The sequence below is a fragment of the Pseudoalteromonas sp. NZS100_1 genome, assembly GCF_015864285.1.
Taxonomy (GTDB): Bacteria; Pseudomonadota; Gammaproteobacteria; order Enterobacterales; family Alteromonadaceae; genus Pseudoalteromonas; species Pseudoalteromonas arctica.
The window spans coordinates 85,334-102,636 of sequence record NZ_JADYXN010000016.1 but is presented as its reverse complement, the minus strand read 5'-3'; the positions used below and the strand labels follow the sequence as shown (position 1 = coordinate 102,636).

Annotated in this window: 13 protein-coding genes and 2 rRNA genes; 10 read left to right on the top strand and 5 right to left on the bottom strand. The window is 40.0% G+C overall.

Features of this window, described 5'->3' with window-relative positions; genetic code table 11:
* Nucleotides 1–200: 200 nt before the first annotated feature.
* The 3 genes from rrf (I6F66_RS12330) to glsB all read left to right on the top strand — a co-directional run bounded on the left by rrf (I6F66_RS12330) (nt 201) and on the right by glsB (nt 1,954).
* A 5S ribosomal RNA gene (rrf, locus tag I6F66_RS12330) occupies nt 201–315 on the top strand.
* Nucleotides 316–377: 62 nt separating this feature from the next.
* A 5S ribosomal RNA gene (rrf, locus tag I6F66_RS12325) occupies nt 378–492 on the top strand.
* A gap of 538 nt (nt 493–1,030) precedes the next feature.
* Entirely contained in the window at nt 1,031–1,954 is a 924-nt protein-coding gene (glsB, locus tag I6F66_RS12320; RefSeq protein ID WP_007584683.1) for a glutaminase B, read from the top strand.
* Between the two features lie 37 nt (nt 1,955–1,991).
* Here glsB and I6F66_RS12315 read toward each other — a convergent pair whose 3' ends face one another.
* Nucleotides 1,992–3,296, bottom strand: coding sequence for an inosine/guanosine kinase (locus tag I6F66_RS12315; RefSeq protein WP_010554383.1), 1,305 nt, complete (start codon nt 3,294–3,296; stop codon nt 1,992–1,994).
* Nucleotides 3,297–3,474: 178 nt separating this feature from the next.
* Between I6F66_RS12315 and tadA the strand changes: the two genes are divergently transcribed.
* The gene (tadA, locus tag I6F66_RS12310; protein ID WP_101162827.1) at nt 3,475–3,990 is read left to right on the top strand and encodes a tRNA adenosine(34) deaminase TadA; all 516 of its coding nucleotides are present in this window, start codon (nt 3,475–3,477) and stop codon (nt 3,988–3,990) included.
* 2 nt (nt 3,991–3,992) lie between these two features.
* Here tadA and I6F66_RS12305 read toward each other — a convergent pair whose 3' ends face one another.
* The gene (locus tag I6F66_RS12305; RefSeq protein WP_007584688.1) at nt 3,993–4,160 is read right to left on the bottom strand and encodes a hypothetical protein; all 168 of its coding nucleotides are present in this window, start codon (nt 4,158–4,160) and stop codon (nt 3,993–3,995) included.
* Nucleotides 4,161–4,323: 163 nt separating this feature from the next.
* Complete coding sequence (gene mltF / locus I6F66_RS12300) at nt 4,324–5,862, bottom strand: membrane-bound lytic murein transglycosylase MltF (RefSeq protein ID WP_165739960.1); 1,539 nt, start codon at nt 5,860–5,862, stop codon at nt 4,324–4,326.
* Between the two features lie 211 nt (nt 5,863–6,073).
* Between mltF and purL the strand changes: the two genes are divergently transcribed.
* The 4 genes from purL (at nt 6,074) to I6F66_RS12280 (ending at nt 13,084) form a co-directional block, all read left to right on the top strand.
* Nucleotides 6,074–9,964, top strand: coding sequence for a phosphoribosylformylglycinamidine synthase (purL, locus tag I6F66_RS12295; protein ID WP_165739962.1), 3,891 nt, complete (start codon nt 6,074–6,076; stop codon nt 9,962–9,964).
* Nucleotides 9,965–10,092: 128 nt separating this feature from the next.
* Nucleotides 10,093–12,543, top strand: coding sequence for a YdbH domain-containing protein (locus tag I6F66_RS12290; RefSeq protein ID WP_197209328.1), 2,451 nt, complete (start codon nt 10,093–10,095; stop codon nt 12,541–12,543).
* A 2-nt stretch (nt 12,544–12,545) separates the two neighbouring features.
* Nucleotides 12,546–12,743 (top strand): YnbE family lipoprotein, encoded by a 198-nt coding sequence (locus I6F66_RS12285; protein WP_165729381.1) that lies wholly within the window; start codon nt 12,546–12,548, stop codon nt 12,741–12,743.
* Between the two features lie 11 nt (nt 12,744–12,754).
* Nucleotides 12,755–13,084: a YdbL family protein gene (locus I6F66_RS12280; protein WP_165729382.1), complete on the top strand. Its 330-nt coding sequence runs from the start codon at nt 12,755–12,757 to the stop codon at nt 13,082–13,084.
* Between the two features lie 61 nt (nt 13,085–13,145).
* Here I6F66_RS12280 and I6F66_RS12275 read toward each other — a convergent pair whose 3' ends face one another.
* On the bottom strand, nt 13,146–13,694 hold the full coding sequence (locus I6F66_RS12275) for a DUF1415 domain-containing protein (RefSeq protein WP_165729383.1): 549 nt from the start codon (nt 13,692–13,694) through the stop codon (nt 13,146–13,148).
* Nucleotides 13,691–15,019, bottom strand: coding sequence for a lipid IV(A) 3-deoxy-D-manno-octulosonic acid transferase (waaA, locus tag I6F66_RS12270; protein ID WP_197209327.1), 1,329 nt, complete (start codon nt 15,017–15,019; stop codon nt 13,691–13,693). Before waaA ends, I6F66_RS12275 begins: the two co-directional genes overlap by 4 nt.
* A 182-nt stretch (nt 15,020–15,201) precedes the next feature.
* Here waaA and I6F66_RS12265 point away from each other — a divergent pair, with 182 nt between their 5' ends.
* Both I6F66_RS12265 and hldE read left to right on the top strand, forming a co-directional pair.
* On the top strand, nt 15,202–15,792 hold the full coding sequence (locus I6F66_RS12265; protein ID WP_024611243.1) for an SIS domain-containing protein: 591 nt from the start codon (nt 15,202–15,204) through the stop codon (nt 15,790–15,792).
* Nucleotides 15,792–17,231, top strand: a complete 1,440-nt coding sequence (gene hldE, locus I6F66_RS12260; RefSeq protein WP_197177013.1) for a bifunctional D-glycero-beta-D-manno-heptose-7-phosphate kinase/D-glycero-beta-D-manno-heptose 1-phosphate adenylyltransferase HldE — start codon at nt 15,792–15,794, stop codon at nt 17,229–17,231. Before I6F66_RS12265 ends, hldE begins: the two co-directional genes overlap by 1 nt.
* The last annotated feature ends 72 nt before the right edge of the window (nt 17,232–17,303 follow it).

Here is a 17,303-nt window from a genome sequence, read left to right as displayed (position 1 = left end):
AAGTGGTGTGAGCCATTAAGCTAACTTGTACTAATTACCCGTGAGGCTTAACCATACAACGCCAAACGCGTTTTATGTGACAGTTTAGACAGAAGTTAATATGACTAAAGTAGATATTACTTAGAAAGACTTAAAAAATATTATCAGATATTTTCCAAATTCAGTTAATTTGTAGTGATACGAATTAACGCCCAAATTTGCTTGGTGACAATAGCGTTTTGGACCCACCTGATCCCATGCCGAACTCAGTAGTGAAACGAAACAGCGCCGATGATAGTGTAGCATTTGCTATGTGAAAGTAGGACATTACCAGGCTTCAAATTCAGTCGAAGGACTTTAATCTTAATAATTAAAATAAGAAAATTGAAAAGAATTTTCTTGGTGACAATAGCGTTTTGGACCCACCTGACTCCATGCCGAACTCAGTAGTGAAACAAAACAGCGCCGATGATAGTGTAGCATTTGCTATGTGAAAGTAGGACATTGCCAGGATTTAATTAAGAGAAACCCGTTATAGCAATATAACGGGTTTTTTGCTTTTTGAAATTAGTAAAACTCTGCATACTAAGAGACGATACGATTAATAATAGTGTAGTATTTCACTGTGACTCTCTACCGCTGTGGGCACTACGACATCCTACTGCGTAGCGCACCGACTTCACATTGTAGAGCGCTCGAACTTAAGATTCGGGCTTTTTTATGTCTGCAGAAAAGTGAAAAACACGCAATTAACACACACTCACATCAACACCTATCACGTAGGTCGGGCGAGCGTAGCGACTCCCGACACTAAAATCATAAAAATCTCCGCTCGACAATGAGTTCGTAGCATTTGCACTGTGACTCTCCACCGCAGTGGGCATCATGACATTACCAGGATTTAATTAAGAGAAACCAGATACAGTAATGTGACGTTTTTTTCTATTTAAATTTAGTAAAATCTCACCGTTAAATTCGACAACAAAACTAGGTGCACCTAATAGCGCGTGTTAAAATCCAATTCTTATGAATGACGATATAGAGGTCTAGATTGCCTACAGCTGATTACCAAAAGGTGCTTGATGAAATAGCACATGAAGTACGTCCTTTATTATCACAAGGGAAAGTAGCTGATTATATACCGGCGCTTGCCGAGGTTGATCCGGAACAATTTTCTATCGCTATTTATACAACTGATGGTGAAACTGTGTGCGCAGGGGATTGTTCTCAACGCTTCACTATTCAATCAGTTTCTAAAGTTATGACACTTACTATGGCACTACAGCGTTATGGTGATGAACTTTGGCATAGAGTCGGAAAGGAACCCTCAGGTACAGCCTTTAACTCGCTTACACAGCTTGAGTTTGAAAAGGGGATTCCTCGTAACCCATTCATCAATGCAGGCGCAATTGTAACGTGTGATGCATTATACAGCCGCTTATCTGCGCCAATGCATTCTATGCTCGAAACTTTCAGGTTATTAGCTGGTAATAGAGGCATAGTAATTGATAAAAAAGTCGCTAATTCAGAGTATGAGTTCAGGCACCGAAATGCTGCTATGGCACATTTAATGAAGTCATTTGGTAATTTTGAAAACGAAGTTGATGATGTTTTGTGGGCTTACTTTAACTTTTGTTCTATTGAGCTCAACTGTATTGAATTAGCAAAAGCTTATAATTTTTTAGCTAATAAAGGTGTTGATAATCGATCGGGCAATCGTGTTTTAAGTAGTCGTCAGAATAAACAGCTTAATTCGCTTTTATTCACGAGTGGTTTATATGATGCTGCGGGTGATTTTGGTTACAGAGTGGGCATGCCAGGTAAGTCGGGAGTGTCAGGAACTATTTTAGCTGTGTTACCAAATAAGTTTACTGTAGCTGTTTATTCTCCGGGGCTTAATTCGTTTGGTAACTCCGTTGCAGGAATAGCAGCATTAGAACTGCTATCTAAAAAGCTCGATATTTCTATTTTTTAGGAAATCGATAGGGAGCAATAATTGCTCCCACCGTTATTTATTGTTCCCAATAAACTTGTTCTAAACAATCTTCACGTTCAGGTAAACCACGAGATAAACGCGGAGAGTGCTGAACTAATACTTCATAGCTCGCTCGGTTAGCATATTTACTAATTTGCGATAGTGACGAGTAAGTAATAGCTTGTTGCTGATGTTTAGCTGAGTTTGCCACATTAAGCTTATGGTAAACATTCGCTGACAAATCATGTAGTACAGCCGCAAGTGCGCAGTCACCTGCACCATTGGTGTTTTTTATTGAATCAGGTCCACCCATAAATGGGGCCGTATGACTGTATGCTCTGATAGGTTCATCACACTCATCTTTACGCATAGCTCGTGAGAATTCGTAACGGTTAAAATCAGGTATGGCGCCTGGTAGTAACGGGTATTCGGTTTCACGCTTTAAGCTTTCGTCTACGTAGCCGGCCATAAATAAGCCTTTTTCGCCAGCGGTACAAATAACTAAGTCTACCCAATCAAGTGCTTTATCAGCAGCTAGAAGAGGATCTTCAAAACCTGTAATAGCTAAACCTTCTTCTTCGTTCATAGCAAGAATATCAACATGCTTTTCAACAAAGTTTGCCCACCAAGTAGGGTCTTGTTCAATTAAGAACTTAGTACCGAGTGTTAGCACAACTGGCACACCTGCGTCATTAGCGTATTTTACCGCTTGCATAGTGGCTTCAGTCATTGTTTCGCTACCTTGAGTACGCATAAGATAGGCACTAATCACTAACGCTGATGAATTCTCAATAAGGTCTTTATCGATAGATTCAGGACGTAAGTGATTCATTAGGCCTGCACTTATTGCAAAAGTACGCTCACCGGTTTCATCAATTAATGTAAAACAACGCCCTACAGGCCCATCAACTGGTTGAAGGTAGTTTAAGTCTACACGGCTTGAGGTATTACATAAAAAACGGTAAGCGTAGCTACCTATTTTTATATTTTCGCTCATTACGCCTAATAAAACTGAGCGATCATCTGCAAGTACAGAGTAGTTGTGCATAGTGTTACCAATGGTTCCACCGGCAAACTCAAAATCAACCATATTGTTTAATTTTAAACGATCGTATAAGGCGTTTGTTGTATCGCTATCAATAACTTGCGACATCCCTCTACGTAGTTGAAATTCGTCAAGGAAAGCTTGATCAACTTTTGCCTCTATATCAACAACGATCTGATCGATACCCGTAATATAACTACGTTGTAATCGCTCTGTTGCGTTAAGTTGATTGGTAAGTGGATCTTTGGCTTCCACTGGAAAATAATGTTTATGCCTGCGGCGTCCAGGAAATTTCATTTGCTACCCGTGTTGTGAGCTAAATAAAAAAAGCGTGAGATTATAGCGTAAATCAGCACGAGTGAGCCATTACAAACGGGTAAATATTGTTTTATTTTTGGAATAAAGTAATGAATGGCGCACTTTAGAGTGCTAACTAGGTATAATTACAGCATAAAAGGTTATTTAAGTAGAAATAATGAACGAACCATTTGATGATTCCTACTGGATGGAACAAGCGCTTTTGTATGCAAAGCAAGCAGAGCTGCTTGATGAAATTCCGGTTGGAGCAATTGTAGTCAAAGATAACCAGCTAGTTTCAGTCGGGTATAACCGCTCAATAACGGATAATGACCCATCTGCCCATGCCGAAATGATTGCAGTGCGAGAAGCTGGAAAAGTCCTTAACAATTACCGCTTAATTGATTGCACCCTATACGTAACGTTAGAGCCATGTTCTATGTGTGCGGGATTGTTAGTGCATAGCAGAATAAAGCGTTTAGTATTTGGAGCAGTCGATGCTAAAACAGGGTCTGCGGGTTCAATTATGAATTTATTACAAGAGCCTAAGTTAAATCATCAAGTTGAGGTGTGCGGTGGTGTTTTGGCACAGCTGTGCGGTGATACTATTTCGAATTTTTTTAAACGTAGAAGAGCGCAAATTAAAGCAGCTAAGAAAGCTGCTCGTGATGAACAAATAAATAAGCCTAACTAGAGTTAACTAGCGATTGGCTCTATTTCTGATTCGGCCATTTGCTGCATAGCAAACATTCGGCGACGCCAGATGATTTTTTTGTGTAGTTTTCGCAACATAACACGACGACGTGTGGCCGTTGAATAAATGACATTGCGTTTTAATCTTTGTGTGCGTCTACGTTTTAGCATGTTTTCTCCTAATGCAAGAGTGAGAAAGGCACGGGTATATCTTATAAAATAATAATATACAATTAACACACATTAGTGATCATTTGGTGACAAGTAAACAGATATTTAATTTACTTAAATTTTGCTTACTGACATACTCAATAAACGGGTACTTATATTAATCTTAGCCATTGTTTTCACTCGACTGTTCGGGTTCGATTATAGGTTGTTGTTTTTCTGTTTGAGCTTCATCTGCCTTACTTTTTACTTCACTTTTTACTTCACTTTTTACTTCACTTTTTTCGTTTAGCTTTAGCTTTAGCTCAGTATCAGTGCTCAACTCTGTAATTGGTTTTGGCTCAGGCTCTGCAGCAATAGCATCATTTTCATCTAGCCAAACAAGTGCATCGTAATAGCGACGAATATTATCGACATATTTAACAGCTACATCGCCTCGGGCATAACCGTAGCGAGTTTTACGGTAATAGCGCTTTTTAATTAATAGCGGTAGGCGTTTTTTTACATCAGCCCATTTGTCAGGACTTGCACCTTGCTGTTCGGTAATTATACGTGCGTCGTTAACGTGCCCCCAACCTACATTGTATCCGGCCAAAGCAAGCCATGTGCGGTCGGGTTGCGGGATACGGTCAGGAATACGTTTAATAAGCTTGCTTAAGTATTTAGCGCCACCACGAATGTTTTGCTCTGGCTCTAATCGGTTAGTAACACCCACTTGTTTGGCTGTACTGCGAGTTAGCATCATGATGCCGCGCACACCTGTTGGTGATTTAGCGCGAGGATTCCACATAGATTCTTGATAGCTTAGTGCTGCTAATAATCGCCAGTCAAGGCTACCTGCATATTGTTCAAACCATGGCTGGTATGTTGGTAAGGTTTCTTTAATTGCTTCGATATAAGCAAGGGTATTTACATAATTAAATTGGCGTACGTGACCAAAATACTTTTCTTCGAGTACGTAGAGCTGGTTACTTTGCTTAACGTCACCAAAAAATGGCACCAATAACGCATATAAAGAGTCGTCATCTGATTTATTGAGTATCCATGCAATAGGGTCGTTATGGCTAACTGAAAAACCGATGCTTAAATTGGGGTGATAACGGCGAAACAACGATAATGTATGTGTATCGGCTAGGGTGTAATCTATCTCGCCATCAATAACCGCTTGAAGTAATTCTTCTTCATCAAACTCTTCGCTCTCTATCCAGGTAAGGTCTGGATTGTTCTTCTTCATTTTTTGTAGAGTAAGCGAGTGGCTACTTTTAGCTATAACAGTAAAGTTACCGTCTAAATCGTCAAACTCTCGAGGACGAACGCGACCTTGCTTATAAACTAATTTTTGGCTAATTGTTCTGTAAGTTGGCCCAAAGCGGTATTGCTCTGCACGGGTTTTATTATAGGTAAGTCCTGACGCTATTAAGTCTAAATCACCGCTTTCAAGGCGTTCAAACATGTCAGATAAGTTAAAGAAAGGGACTATTTCAAGCTCTACACCTAAATATTCAGCGAAGGCTTGAGATAACTCATATTCAAAGCCTTGCTCACCTTGAACGGCTTGATAATAATTACTAGCACTCGCAAGGGTACCCACACGTATTTTATTGTGTTCTTTTATTTGGGCGAGTTGAGTTGGCTGCTCTTGCATATCGCATGCACATAACAGCATAACTAAAGTAATGATTATTATTAGTTTTTCTTTGAACATTGAGTGCCCCTTAAGCTCGCCAGTCACCGTTATAGCAAAACTAAGCCATCGCGTCACTTTACCTTTTATTTTATTAACCAAAAGAGGCTATAAATAAAGCTAAAAAGTTAATTTTATGAAAAGCGTAATTTTGAGTTAAATCTGAATGCTAATTGGACTATAATGCGTGCCTAAAATATCGTTCAATCCCTAACCCCGGATGAAATTACCTATGTTGATCCTTCGTGGTGCACCAGCACTGTCAGAGTTCAGAGTTAATAAAATTTTAGCGCGTTGCCAACAATCGCAACTTCCAGTCACTAACGTATACGCCGAGTATGCTCACTTTGCCGATTTAACATCGCCGTTGAGTAGCTCCGAGCAAACCAAGCTTGAAAAACTATTAACTTACGGTCCAACCATTGCTGAGCATACCCCAGCCGGCAAACTTGTACTTGTTACACCTCGCCCAGGTACCATTTCACCTTGGGCATCTAAAGCAACCGATATTGCCCATAACTGTGGTTTAAAACAGGTTCACCGTGTTGAACGCGGTATTGCTTATTATGTTGAAGGTGACTTAAACGCAGAACAACTTGCACAAGTAATTGCGTTATTACACGACCGTATGACCGAAGCCACGCATAGTGAGCTTGAAGATGCTGCACAACTGTTTCGCAGTGATGCACCGCGCCAAATGTCGTCTGTTGATATTTTAGGTGGCGGACGCGAAGCATTAGCAATAGCCAATGTTGAGCAAGGTTTTGCCCTTGCTGATGACGAAATAGATTACTTGGTAGAAAACTTTATAAAGTTAGGACGTAACCCTAATGATATCGAATTGTTTATGTTTGCACAGGCAAACTCAGAGCATTGTCGCCATAAAATATTTAATGCTGACTGGACAATCGATGGAAAAGAGCAGCCAAAATCGCTGTTTAAAATGATTAAAAATACCTTTGAGCTAAATCCTGAAAATGTATTGTCGGCGTATAAAGATAACGCGGCAGTAATGAAAGGCTCAAAAGCGGGTCGCTTCTTCCCAAATGCGCAAGGTGAATATGCGTATCATCAAGAAGACATTGAAATATTAATGAAAGTTGAAACTCATAACCATCCAACAGCTATTGCGCCATTCTCTGGTGCAGCTACGGGCTCTGGCGGTGAGATTCGCGATGAAGGCGCAACAGGTCGTGGCTCTAAACCAAAAGCTGGTTTAGTTGGCTTTACGGTATCAAACTTACGTATTCCAGGTTACGAGCAACCATGGGAAAGCGATTTTGGTAAGCCGAGTCGTATTGTTAACGCGCTTGATATTATGACAGAAGGTCCACTGGGCGGCGCTGCATTTAATAATGAGTTTGGTCGTCCTAATTTACTAGGTTACTTCCGTACTTACGAAGAAAAAGTAACAAGCCATAACGGCGAAGAAGTACGTGGTTACCATAAACCAATTATGCTTGCTGGCGGTTTAGGTAATATTCGCTCTGATCATGTTCAAAAAGGGGATATACCTGTTGGCGCTAAATTAATTGCGCTAGGCGGACCTGCAATGAACATTGGTTTAGGCGGTGGTGCTGCATCAAGCATGGCTTCAGGTCAATCAAACGAAGATTTAGATTTTGCTTCTGTACAACGCGAAAACCCAGAAATGGAACGTCGTTGCCAAGAAGTTATCGATAAATGTTGGCAGCTAGGTGACGAAAACCCAATTGCATTCATCCACGATGTAGGCGCTGGCGGTTTATCAAATGCGTTTCCTGAGCTTGTTAACGATGGTGGACGTGGTGGTAAGTTCCAATTACGCAGCATCCCTAACGATGAGCCAGGCATGGCACCACACGAAATTTGGTGTAATGAATCACAAGAACGTTATGTACTCGCTGTTGGCGTAGAAGACTTTGATCGCTTTGAAGCAATTTGTAAGCGCGAACGCGCTCAGTACGCAGTTATTGGTGAAGCAACCGCTGAACCTCACTTAACCGTGTCAGACAGTCACTTTAAAAATGACCCCGTTGATTTACCGCTGGACGTATTATTAGGTAAAGCACCTAAAATGCACCGCGATGTAACGTCAAAGCAAGTTGTTGGTAAAGCGCTTGATACTACATTAATAAATGCAGCCGATGCAGCGCAGCGCTTAATGCGTTTACCAGCCATTGCAGAAAAAACATTCCTAATAACAATCGGCGATCGCTCAGTTACTGGCTTAGTGGCGCGCGATCAAATGGTCGGTCCTTGGCAAGTACCTGTTGCTAACTGTGCAGTAACTGCGGCAACGTATGACACTTATCACGGTGAAGCTATGTCACTTGGTGAGCGTACTCCTGCGGCATTACTTAATTACGGTGCATCTGCTCGTTTAGCGGTGGCTGAATCGTTAACTAATATTGCCTGTGCAAACATTGGTAGCCTTGAAAATATTAAGTTATCAGCAAACTGGATGGCAGCAGCGGGTCACCCAGGTGAAGATGCGGGCTTGTATGAAGCAGTTAAAGCCGTAGGCGAAGAACTTTGCCCTGCGCTTGGTTTAACTATTCCAGTAGGTAAAGATTCTATGTCGATGAAAACGACATGGAAAGATGAAGGTGACTCACAAGAAAAATCAGTAACATCGCCGCTTTCATTGGTTATAACTGCGTTTGGTCGTGTTGACGACGTACGTAAAACAGTAACTCCAGAACTGCGTACAGATAAAGGCGATACATCGCTTATATTAGTTGATTTAGGTGCGGGTAAAAACCGCATGGGCGCATCAAGCCTTGCGCAAGTTTATAAGCAATTGGGTGATGTAACACCTGATGTTGATAGCCCTGAGTTATTAAAAGGCTTTTATAACGCAATGCAAGCGCTAGTGGCTGATAGTAAGTTACTTGCTTATCATGACCGTTCAGACGGTGGTTTATTTACCACGGTTGCTGAAATGGCGTTTACGGGTCATACCGGTGTAACGGTTGATTTAGCAGATTTAACAGGCTCTGACATTGAAGCGCTTTATAACGAAGAGCTAGGTGCAGTAATTCAAGTTGCAAATAGTGATTTAGATGCAGTAAATGTTGTGTTTGAACAACATGGTATTGCAGCAATTACTCACAACATCGGTACACTTAATAGCGACGATACGATTATATTTAACCGTGGCGAAAACACGGTGCTTAATCATACGCGTACTGAGCTTCGTACTATTTGGGCTGAAACAACGTATCAAATGCAAGCGCGTCGTGATAACCCCGAGTGTGCTAAGCAAGAGTTTGATGCAAAATTTGATGTAAAAGATCCTGGCTTAAATGTAAAACTAAACTTTGATTTAAACGAAGACATAGCAGCGCCATACATTGCAACCGGTGCTAAACCGCAAATGGCTATTTTACGTGAGCAAGGTGTTAACTCTCACCTAGAAATGGCAGCAGCGTTTAACCGCGCAGGTTTTGCAGCCGTTGATGTACACATGAGCGACATTTTAGAAGGTCGTTTAACACTAGAGCAGTTTAAAGGTTTAGTGGCATGTGGTGGCTTCTCTTACGGTGACGTACTTGGTGCGGGTGAAGGTTGGGCTAAGTCTATTTTGTTTAACGACATGGCACGCGATCAGTTCCAAAACTTCTTCCATCGTGAAGATACCTTTAGCTTAGGTGTATGTAACGGTTGCCAAATGTTATCAACGTTAAAAGAGTTGATCCCTGGCACTGAGCACTGGCCGCGTTTTGTAACTAATAAATCAGAGCGTTTTGAAGCTCGCTTTAGTTTAGTTGAAATACAAGAGAATCCATCTGTGTTCTTTAACGGAATGGCTGGCTCACGTATGCCAATTGCGGTTTCTCATGGTGAAGGTCATGCTGAGTTTGCAAACGATGCCGCAACTAAGGCCGCGCTTAATAGCGGCACTGTAGCGGTTAAGTTTGTAGATAACTACGGTAACCCTACAACGCAGTACCCAGCTAACCCGAATGGTTCTCCAGAAGGTATTACCGGTATTACCTCTACTGATGGTCGCGCAACTGTAATGATGCCGCATCCAGAACGCGTATTTAGAAGCGTTGCTAACTCTTGGCATCCTGATGAATGGATCGAAGATAGCCCGTGGATGCGTATGTTCCGTAATGCACGTAAAAATGTAGGTTAATTACATTTGCGTTTATACAAGTTAGATTCATAATCTAGCTGTAAAATAAAAAAGGCTGCATTGTGCAGCCTTTTTTGATTAGTATGCTTTTTGCACCAAGTTAAAAGCACAAAGCATGTAAGGATAGTATGTTTAAACGAGTTGGTTTAATTGTTGGGGCTATATTGCTAAGTATCTTGCTGCTTGGTTATGTATTTCGTTTGCCTTTATTACAGTGGGCTATAGCGCCTGAGCTTAAAAAAGCAGGCATTACGTTAAGTTGTCTCGACTTTTCAATTACGTCTGAGCTAAATATCTATGCTGATAAAGTGTGTGTGAATTATCAAAATCAACAGTTACAACTTACTGGTATTACTGCAAATATAAAACGTATAGATATTAAAAATGCTGTGCTAACGGTTAATCCTTTCCCTAAAAACGATAATGCTAATCAACTTGCTAAAAATCTTGATTTAGCGCTTCCTTCAACCCGTCCATTAATCAGCATTAAACAGCTTGCAGTAAAAAGTGATCAGCTCAATAAGCCACTAAAAATAAGTATATTGGAACCCACACTAAATCAGTTTAATGTCACTGGTGATATAAACGCGAGTGCGATTTTGACTGCTGATAAAGTAAGTGGTCAGTTTGCAGTAAATGACACTCTTTTAAAGCAAGTTATAAACACTAAAAACACCTTAATAGCTGGCGTTAATTTTAATACTCAGCAAGCGTTTAGCTTTGACGGTATAGAGCTTAAATTAAATGGCGATATTAGTGCCCAGTTTACTCATACTTATGAGCAATGTCAGGCCAACGTATTAACCACTGGCAAGTTGGCAACTCATTTTAATTTAAACAGCCAAGCGTTAATGCTTAATACCGATTTGCTTAATAACAAAATTAATTTAACGCCAAGTTGTGCGAATTTAATTTCACCGAGTGAATACGCAGGTTTTGTCAGCAATCAAGTTCCTTTAAATTGGCAACTTAAACTCCCTCAATCAATTCGCTTAAAGGATAGTGAGCTGAGCTTACCTGCAATTAATTTGGTGAGTGAGGGCGTTAAGCAATTTGATATTTTAATGACAGATACAGCAGTTAATATTAAATCGCCACTTGAAAACGTACAGACAAATTTATCAGCTCAAATAAGCACACCCGATATAAATAATTTCAGCGTTAATGCTCAGTTAGTGGGCACTACGATTAAAGGCGATTACGCGGTTGCGCTTGAAAGCTTGCCTGAATTTGTTCCTGCAACAGCGAATGGGCTTAGCCTTGGTGGTCACTTTGATATAAGTGAGTTTATTGACTCAAAACCAGTTGGGCTTATAAATGCTAAATTAACGCTCAATAGTGTAGATGCGTTTGATATAAGCGCAGTGCAATACCAAGGTGATTTAACTGCAAAAATGGATAAGCAGTTAAACGCAGAAGTAACATTAACGCATCAATTTAAAAGCGCACAATATAAAAAATTTAAAGCAACGGATATAAGTAACACATTAACAGCAAATGCTAATTTAGGCGTGGGCGAGTTATTTGCCGAGTTAACAGCAAAAACGAATATAAAGGCTGTTAATAGCCCTGACATAAAACTTAATAATATAAAAGTAGAGTCTAATGGGCTACAAAGCCGTGCACTAAAAGCCACTCATCACGCATTTATAAACGATGTCGAGTTAGTGATAAATCATCATGTATCGGCGCAAGCTAATCCGTTTGAAGTCATTATTCCTGAACAAGGTGTGCTGCCATTAAATGCATTTATTAGTCAATTTGAACCACTTGCGCAACTAACCGAGGGTAAATTTAATGGCTATATTAGTGGTGATGTAAACTTGCAAAACGCTTCATTCAATATAGGGGTTACTCACATAGGTGCACTTTATAACGATTACCTTGCGAGTGATTTGAATAGCGTATTTAGCGGGCAATATAATTCAGGTAAGCTTAATGTAAAACCAACTACCTTTAATTTAAATGAATTTAGAGCCGGTGCTGTTGTAAAAAATATTAAAGGGCAGTGGCAAGTTAACGATAATAGCGCTCTAGTAAACGATATAACGGGCGATGTATTTGGCGGCGAATTTTCGTTAGATACCTACACAGTAGGGAAGCCAAATCAAGTCGCTAATGTTAAGTTTGAAAATATTGATGCGAGTAAACTCGTTACACTCGATGATAAGTCGGGCATTGTATTAACGGGACGCTTAGCAGGCGCGTTGCCAGTCCACTTTAATAGTGGTGAAATTGAAATAATTGATGGCAGTTTATTTAGCCAAGGCACAGGTAATTTAAAAATTACTAATAACGCAGCGTTTGATTCGGTGATGCAGCAACAGCAAGAGTTGCAACCTGTGTTAGGATTATTAACAAATCTAGATATTCAAAAGCTAAATAGTAGTGTTGCACTAAAAAGTGATGGTTGGTTAAAACTCGGTGTTAACTTACAAGGTTATAATAAAGCAGAGCAGCAGCAAGTTAACTTTAACTACAATCATGAAGAAAACGTATTTACACTTTTACGCGCATTGCGTTTAAGTGACGAAATTACACAAAAAGTTGAGCAACAATACTCACAAAAAGGAAACTAATAATGAGACAGTCGTTATCGATAAAAGTACTGCTCGCGCTGGGTGCTATTAGCGTACTAAGTGCCTGCACGCACCGTGTTGAGGTGTCTGCAAAAGAGCCTATTACAATTAATTTAAATGTGAAAGTTGATCACGAAATTCGCGTAAAAGTAGACAAAGAACTCGACAGTTTATTTAGTGACGACAGTGAGTTATTTTAAGGAGTTAGAACATGAATACGAAGAAAAAATTAAATATTATTACATTACTTAGCGCTGTATGTATGTCGTTCTCTGTGTGGGCTATTAGCCTTGATGACGCCAAAAACCAAGGTTTAGTCGGTGAGGATAGCTCTGGTTATTTAGGGCTTGTTGTACAAAATGAAGAAGCAAAAGCGGTTGTTGATGACATAAATGCAAAGCGTAAAGCGCAGTACTTAAAGCTGGCTAAAAAGAATAACTTGTCACTTTCACAAGTAGAGGCACTCGCCGCTGCCAAAACAATTGAAAAAACCCAAAGTGGTCATTACGTTGAAGTAAATGGTAACTGGGTTAAAAAATAGCGATCCCAGCTAGCTTTACTTTGCTAAAGCTAAGAATAAAATCAAGAATAAAACCGAGCCTCTAAGCGCTCGGTTTTTTACAGCCTTCGAGTAACTGCTGCCAAAAATCAATACCCTTACGCCTTGCTAGGTTTATATTATGCTCTGGAATAGATTCAGGCTCGTTATAACTATCAAGCGCTTCGCTCATACTTGCTTCGCGGATTAAATGCAGAGTAGGAAAAGGCGCTCTATTTGTGTAGTTTGCGGCATCGGTTTCATCACTGTCGGCAAATACGTAATCAGGATGAAAGTTAGCAATTTGATACTTGCCTTCAAACCCTTGCGCGACTAAAAGCGCATTAGCTAAATCGACCAAGTCTAAAAAGTCTTCAAAATCACTAAAGCCGTTATCAAACATGATAAGCGTTGTTTCGCGCTCTGGTTCACGGTCAAGCTCAACACATTGCTCAAGCATATCCATTACGGCGTCATCCATGCTCGTTGCTGGGCTTACGATGTAATGAATACAATTATTTTCTACTTCTTTGCGGGCAAACGGGCAAAAGTTATATTTAACAATAACAGATGATACCCATTCGCGGGTTTGGCTTATAGCTATGTTGGTCACGGTTTTGGCTCTAAATATTGGTGAATAATGGTAAGTGTTTTTTGTATTGCACCTTGGTTTTTAGCTACGCATTGCGCGGCTTTAATACCTAAGGTTTGGCATGCTTTTGTGTTTTGGCTAAACGTTATGAGCTGCTTTGCTAGTTCGTCGTTGTTATCAACCATTACGGCGCCTTTGAGCTTTATTAGCTCGGGATAAACATGGTCAAAATTATATGTGTGTGGACCTGTTATTACACCTACCGAAAACGCCGCTGATTCCAGTGGGTTATGCCCACCTCTGCGAATTAAGCTGCCACCAATAAGGCTTACATTTGCAGCGCCATATAAACACTGTAACTCACCAAGCGTATCAGCAAGAAGTACTTGTTCATTGTTGTAGTTATTTTGGCTACGACGGCTAAAACTAAGTGGGCTTTGTGTTAAAAGCTCTGCCACTTTATCAAATTGCTCTGGATGGCGCGGAGCAATTATAAGTAATGCATTCGGTTGTTTTTTTAGTAACTCTTGGTGAGCTGCCAATACTAATTCATGTTCTACAGGATGTGTTGAGCCTGCAACCCATACAAAGCGCTCGTCAGTATCGTGCTCATTACTGCTATTTTCATTACTATTATTTTTATTAATACTATAAAGCTGTTTAAGGTTGAGTACTTTGGCTAATTGCTCTTCACTTGGTGTTATATCAAATTTTATAGAGCCTGTTACATAGCTTTTTGAAGTTTCGAGACCAAGCTCTATAAAACGCTCCGCATCTGCCTTGTTATGACTCGCAAGTACTGTAATTGAGCGCATAATAATATGCGTTAATTTAGCGACCTTTTGATAGCCTTGCTGCGACTTTTCAGAGAGTCTTGCATTGATAACAAGTATCGGTATATTTTTTTTGTGACTTATCGCCATTAAATTTGGCCATAGCTCGGTTTCTAAAATACATAATGCTTGTGGCTTAATACGCTTTAAAAATCGGGCTGTCGCAAACGGAAAATCAATTGGTAAGTAGCTACACGCAACAGTATTTTTAAATTGGTTAAGTATTTGCTCTCTGCCTGTTGGGGTATTACAGGTTATAAGTATATTTAAATTTGGATGCGCTTTTTGAAGCGCTTTAATAAGCGGCGTTGCGGCAAGTACCTCACCAACAGACGCACAATGAAAAACTAAAGGCTTGGTTTTAGTCGTAAATAAAGACTTACTGACAAACCCAAAGCGCTCTTTAAAGTGTGCACGATAGCCTTGGTTTTTTTTACCTCGTAAAATATAGAGATAAAATACAATCAGTGGGCTAATAAAAATTAATGCTAAGGAGTAAAAAATGCGTGCCATACTGATCATTCTTAAAGGGAAGTGGCGTTAGTTTACCGTGAAATAGCCGTTTTCTAAACATACTCGCAATAAAATATGGTCTGGGTTCAGTTATAACCCGATAAAATGCACACAATTAAATAAAATTATGGAATAATGGATTTAATTTTTCCCTGCTATTTCAGTTCCTAGAGGAATTTTTCATGTCAATTATCGATTCAGTGGCAGCTAGCTACGTTGAAACATTAAACCGTCATCAAGCATTATTTGAAACGATGGAAGCTTATCATCAAGAATCTATGCAACTGTTAGAAGCATGTCACAGTGCATTACAAGCGGGTGGCAAGATTGTTTGGTTTGGTAACGGCGGTAGTGCAGCCGATGCGCAGCATTTAGCAGCCGAGTTTGTAGTGCGTTATAAATTAGAGCGTGGTCCGCTTGCCTCAATGGCATTGACTACAGACACATCAATTTTAACTGCACACAGCAACGATTATCACTTTGATACGGTGTTTGAACGCCAAGTTCAAGCGCTATGTAAACCAGAAGATTTAGTTATAGGTTTAACCACATCAGGTACTAGTAATAATATTAATTTAGCATTAGAAGCTGCAAATAAACTAGGTGCTTTTACAGTGGCATTAACTGGACGTGATGGCGGTAAAGTAAAAGATATTGCTAAGTTACCTATCATTATAAAAAATGACGAAACAGCACGTATCCAAGAAGCTCACATGTTTATAGGTCACTGGTTATGTGAAGCCATGGATATGGTTGTTGCGGAGCAGCAGTAATGGATTTATCGTTATTAAAAAATTTATCGGCAGCACGAATATTGGTTGTTGGCGACGTAATGCTAGACCGTTATTGGTATGGCGATACAGGGCGTATTTCGCCAGAAGCGCCAGTACCCGTTGTTAAAGTAAGTAAATTCGAAGACAAAGCGGGCGGTGCAGCTAACGTTGCAAAAAACATAGCGCGTTTAGATGCAAAAGTAGGCTTGCTGGGCTTAATTGGTGAAGACGAAAGCGGTCAAATTTTAGAAACAATTCTAAAAGGTGAAAATATTAGCTCACAGCTAGTCAGTGTGTGTGATTTGCCAACTATTTCAAAAATGCGCGTTATTAGTCGTCATCAACAACTCGTTCGCTTAGATTTAGAAGAAACATTCACTGAGCAACACAGCCAACTTTTATTAAACCGTTTAGAGCTTGTGCTAGATGAATACGATTTCATTGTGTTCTCTGACTACAGTAAAGGATCTTTAAGCTTAATAAAAGAGATGGTAAGCCTTGCTAAAAGTGCGGGTAAAACGGTTTTAATCGATCCTAAATCGCCAGATTTACATTTATATGAAGGTGCTGATTACATTACGCCTAATTTACATGAGTTTAAGTTAGCAGGTGGTCAAACCGATTCAGAAGAAGCTTTGACAGCAAGTGCGCGTGATTTAATTAGCAAAAATGGCATTAATGCTATGTTGCTTACACGTTCTGAGCAAGGTATGTCGCTTATTAGTGCAGATGAAAAGTTTGATTTTGCAGCGCAAGAGCTTGAAGTAAGTGATGTAACCGGGGCTGGTGATACGGTTATAGCGACACTGGCGGTAATGCTTGGCGCGGGCATGGAACCTAAAGACGCTGTAGAGATTGCTAATTTAGCGGCAGGTATAGCGGTTAGTAAATTTGGAGCAGCTACGGTTTCGCCAGAAGAATTAAGTCGTAAGCTTGGACAGTATTTACATACTACTGGTGAACATTACCAAACACCATTTGATGATGTGCTTCAACATATTGAATTTGCAAAACAAAACGGTGAAACCATTGTATTTACTAATGGCTGCTTTGATATTTTACATGCTGGGCATGTGCGTTATTTAGCACAAGCTAAAGCGCGAGGCGATAGACTCGTTGTTGGATTAAATAATGACGAATCTATTACGCGTTTAAAAGGGGCAGATCGTCCTATTAACCCATTAGATGAACGTGCAATGGTACTTAGCGCACTTTCATCAGTTGATTGGGTTATTCCGTTTGGCAGTTTAGATGAAAACGATACTCCCGCTAAATTAATTGAGCAAATAAGCCCTGATATTTTAGTTAAGGGTGGCGACTACACCGTAGAGCAAATAGCGGGTGCTGAGCATGTACTTCGCCATGGCGGAAAAGTTGAAGTGCTTGAATTTTTAGATGGGTGCTCAACATCAAAAGTAATAAGTAAAATTAAACAGTAATTACTGATTTAGTTTGCTAAAAAATAAAAAAAAGGGATGAAAACACTGTTTTCATCCCTTTCTTACTTTTAA

What these genes read in the sequence shown, in the direction of transcription:
- purL (WP_165739962.1), top strand. Translation starts at nt 6,074, where the DNA reads ATGTTGATCCTTCGTGGTGCACCAGCACTGTCAGAGTTCAGAGTTAAT.
- I6F66_RS12265 (WP_024611243.1), top strand. Translation starts at nt 15,202, where the DNA reads ATGTCAATTATCGATTCAGTGGCAGCTAGCTACGTTGAAACATTAAAC.
- I6F66_RS12285 (WP_165729381.1), top strand. Translation starts at nt 12,546, where the DNA reads ATGAGACAGTCGTTATCGATAAAAGTACTGCTCGCGCTGGGTGCTATT.
- I6F66_RS12315 (WP_010554383.1), bottom strand. Translation starts at nt 3,296, where the DNA reads ATGAAATTTCCTGGACGCCGCAGGCATAAACATTATTTTCCAGTGGAA.
- I6F66_RS12290 (WP_197209328.1), top strand. Translation starts at nt 10,093, where the DNA reads ATGTTTAAACGAGTTGGTTTAATTGTTGGGGCTATATTGCTAAGTATC.
- I6F66_RS12280 (WP_165729382.1), top strand. Translation starts at nt 12,755, where the DNA reads ATGAATACGAAGAAAAAATTAAATATTATTACATTACTTAGCGCTGTA.
- hldE (WP_197177013.1), top strand. Translation starts at nt 15,792, where the DNA reads ATGGATTTATCGTTATTAAAAAATTTATCGGCAGCACGAATATTGGTT.
- I6F66_RS12305 (WP_007584688.1), bottom strand. Translation starts at nt 4,160, where the DNA reads ATGCTAAAACGTAGACGCACACAAAGATTAAAACGCAATGTCATTTAT.
- mltF (WP_165739960.1), bottom strand. Translation starts at nt 5,862, where the DNA reads ATGTTCAAAGAAAAACTAATAATAATCATTACTTTAGTTATGCTGTTA.
- tadA (WP_101162827.1), top strand. Translation starts at nt 3,475, where the DNA reads ATGAACGAACCATTTGATGATTCCTACTGGATGGAACAAGCGCTTTTG.
- waaA (WP_197209327.1), bottom strand. Translation starts at nt 15,019, where the DNA reads ATGGCACGCATTTTTTACTCCTTAGCATTAATTTTTATTAGCCCACTG.